Origin of the sequence: Streptomyces sp. NRRL S-495, from assembly GCF_000966955.1 — a bacterium.
GTDB classification, from domain to species: domain Bacteria; phylum Actinomycetota; class Actinomycetes; order Streptomycetales; family Streptomycetaceae; genus Kitasatospora; species Kitasatospora purpeofusca.
This window is the reverse complement of record NZ_JZWY01000688.1, coordinates 1-3,036: the sequence shown is the minus strand read 5'-3', so window position 1 is coordinate 3,036 and position 3,036 is coordinate 1. Positions and strand designations below refer to the sequence as shown.

The following is a 3,036-nucleotide window of genomic DNA, read 5'->3' as shown; positions in this document are numbered from 1 at the left end:
GGACGCGACCGCGCACGAGCACGGGACCGCCGACGCCGGGGGCGAGGAGGAGGAACTGGTCAGCCGGGACGTCCAGTCCACCGCCGGTCTCGCCACCGGTGTGCTGGTGTACGGCGTCGCGGTCGGCGGGATCGCCGCGCTGGCGTTCTGCTTCGCCCTCGGCCGGGTCGGCCGGTTCGGCCCCCGGGCCACCGCCGCGCTGGTCGCGGGCGCGGCCTTCGTCACCGTCTACTTCGTGCCGTTCCTCAAGTACCCGGCGAACCCGCCGGCGGTCGGCAATCCGGACACCATCGGGAAGCGCACCGCGCTGTTCTTCCTGATGATCGCGCTCAGCGTGCTGATCGGCGTCGCCGCGGTGATCCTCGGCAAGCGCCTGGCCCCGCGCCTGGGCACCTGGAACGCCACCGTCGCGGCCGGCCTCGGCTACGCCGTGGTGATGGCCGTGCTGGCCTTCGTCCTGCCGCCCAACGACGACGCGATCCCGGACGGCTTCCCGGCCGCGCTGCTGTGGGACTTCCGGCTCGCCTCGATCGGCCTCCAGGTGGTGCTGTGGACGGGGTTCGCCCTGCTCTTCGGCACCCTGGCCGACCGGGCCCTCGCCCCGGCGGCACCGGCCGCCGAGCGCGCGCCGGTCGCCGCCCCGGCGGTCTGACCCGCCCGCACCGCACCGCACCGCACCACGACTCGACCCCGCCGAAGGCGCGCCGGCGGGGTCGAGTGGTGCTGCGACGGCGTCGTCCGGCCGCCGGGTCAGACGGTCGCCCCCTCGGCCCGCTCCGCCGCCTCCCGCTCGGCCGCTTCCCGCTCCGCCCCGGCGGCCGCGCCCCGGGCCCGGGCCCGCTTGGCGTAGGCGATCGTCCAGGTGATCAGCAGCGCGGTCACCCCCAGCGACAGCACCGTGTTCAGCGCCTGCATCGCGTCGGTGTCGAGCACGTACGAGAGTCCGACCCGCAGCCCGGCCTCCAGCAGGTAGGCCACTCCCCAGCCGATGGTCAGGTTGCGCTGGACCCGGCGGAACCCGGGCAGCGCCCAGAGCCCCTCCCAGCGCTCCAGCGACCCGGCCGAGCCGTCGGTGGCGAACTTGCGGCCGAAGTAGAACATCAGCGGCCGGGGCGCAGCCAGACTGGCCAGGCAGATCACTCCGAACAGGCCCGTGATCACCGAGTCCTTGACCAGCAGGAAGTGCGCGTCGGCGGGCCCGGCCAGGGTGACCGCGACGGTCAGCCCGAGGAACAGCAGGGACACCGCCGCGAACTCGTCCACCTGCCGCTTCCACGCCAGGTGGATCCCCAGATCGACGGCGGGCCAGACGGCCGAGATCACCAGCGCGGTGAACTCGCCGTAGCCGTGGCCGGTCAGCTGGTTGTAGGTGATGATCGGCGCGACGACGTTCAGGCCGATGGTGAGCGCCCAGCCGAGTGCGTTCGCACCGCCGCGCCCCTTCGTTGCCTCGGACGGCAAGGTATCCCCCGATGATCTTGATGATGGGCGGGGGGACTCTAGCGGATCCCCCGTCAGGCCCGCTACGGCGCGGACGCCCTGCCCGCTACGGCGCGGACGCCCTGCCCGACAGGTCGTCGACGACCTGTCACCGGCCCCCGCGGGCGGCGGGAACACGGACACGCGTTCGTCGCGAATTCTCATCCGGCTCCCGACGGTCCGGGCTCCGCCACCGCCCGCCGGCCGAACACCCAGGCCCGCACCGTTGGTGCGTGTGCACCGCTCGACGGAGCCCGTCCCGGCCCGCCGTTCGGCCGAAACACCGTTCACGACAAGGCCATTGACGAGTACGCGGAAACCGTCGCTAGGATGTCGGCGCTCTCGACGGCGGCCGGCCCGCGGACCGCCCCCGAGTGGCGATCTCCGTTCCGTCCGCACGCCGGTTGGAGGGGGCCATGCTGCCGATCGACCCGGCCGGGCGGCCGGAATACCCGCACGTCGCACCCGGCGACACCGTCGACCGGCTGGGCGGGCGCGACGTCCCGGACCCGTACCGAGCCCTGGAGGACGCCGACGCCCCCGTGACCCGGGAGTGGTCGGCCGGCCAGCGGCGGCTGTTCGACCGGCTGCGCGACGACTGGCCGGCGGTGGACGCGTTCCGGTCCGCGATGACCCGGCTGACCGCCTTCGAACACCTGACCTCGCCCCAACTCGCGGGCGGCCTGGCCTTCTTCACGGTCCGCGGGCCCGCCGACGAGCACCCCGCGCTCGCGGTCGCCGACCCCTCCGGCGCCCGCAGGATCCTGTTCGACCCGCAGCGCCACGACCCCACCGGCCGTACCGTACTGGGCGGTTGGACACCCGACCCGACCGGTGCGCTGGTCGCCGTACAGACCGCCGAGGGCGGCGCCGAGGAGTACACCCTGCGGGTGCTGGAGGTGGCCACCGGCCGCACGGTGGACGGGCCGATCACCGGCTGCCCGTACGGCAACGTCGCCTGGTCGGGCGGGCCGGACGCCTTCTACCACGTACGCGGCGGCGCGGCCGGCAGCGGTGGCGCCCGGCTGTACCTGCACCGGATCGGCGAGCACCCGGCGGAGGACATCGAAGTCCCCGGCGCCGCAGCGCCCGCCGACGAACCCGACCACGACCACGGCAACGACACCGACGACGGCGACGGCGACGGCGACGGAGCAGCCCCCGAGCTGGACGTCCTGCTCGGCGCGGACGGCCGGCTGCTGGTGACCGCCACCGCCGACGGGCTCTCCAGCGGCAACCGCATCCGGATCGCCGACCTGGCCCTCGGCACCCCGGAGAAGCCCGACTGGCGCCCGCTGACCGCCCTGCACGGCGGCTGGAGCTCCCCCTGGCCCGCCGCCGACGGCCTGCTGTACGTGCTCACCGACCTCGACGCGGACCGGGGCCGGATCCTGGTCCTGGACCCGGCGGCGCCGGAGCGGCCGCGCACCCTCGTCCCGCAGCACGAGCACGAGGTGCTGGAGTCCTTCGCCGTCCTCGACGACCCCGCGCTCCCGGTCCCGCTGCTGCTGGTGCTCCGCTCGACCGGCGGCCACGGCCGGATCACCCGGCACGACC

At 74.9% G+C, this 3,036-nt stretch carries 2 protein-coding genes and 1 pseudogene; 2 read left to right on the top strand and 1 reads right to left on the bottom strand.

What is annotated here, in order from left to right; genetic code table 11:
- A partial coding sequence (locus VR45_RS30860) for a CbtA family protein (protein WP_045943171.1) occupies window positions 1-652 on the top strand: 652 nt, incomplete at its 5' end.
- A gap of 98 nt (window positions 653-750) precedes the next feature.
- On the opposite strand, the gene VR45_RS30855 is transcribed toward VR45_RS30860, so the two are convergent.
- Window positions 751-1,461, bottom strand: a complete 711-nt coding sequence (locus tag VR45_RS30855) for a VC0807 family protein (protein WP_045943170.1) — start codon at window positions 1,459-1,461, stop codon at window positions 751-753.
- A gap of 434 nt (window positions 1,462-1,895) precedes the next feature.
- Between VR45_RS30855 and VR45_RS30850 the strand changes: the two are divergent.
- Window positions 1,896-3,036: pseudogene (locus VR45_RS30850) on the top strand (S9 family peptidase); the annotation flags it as partial.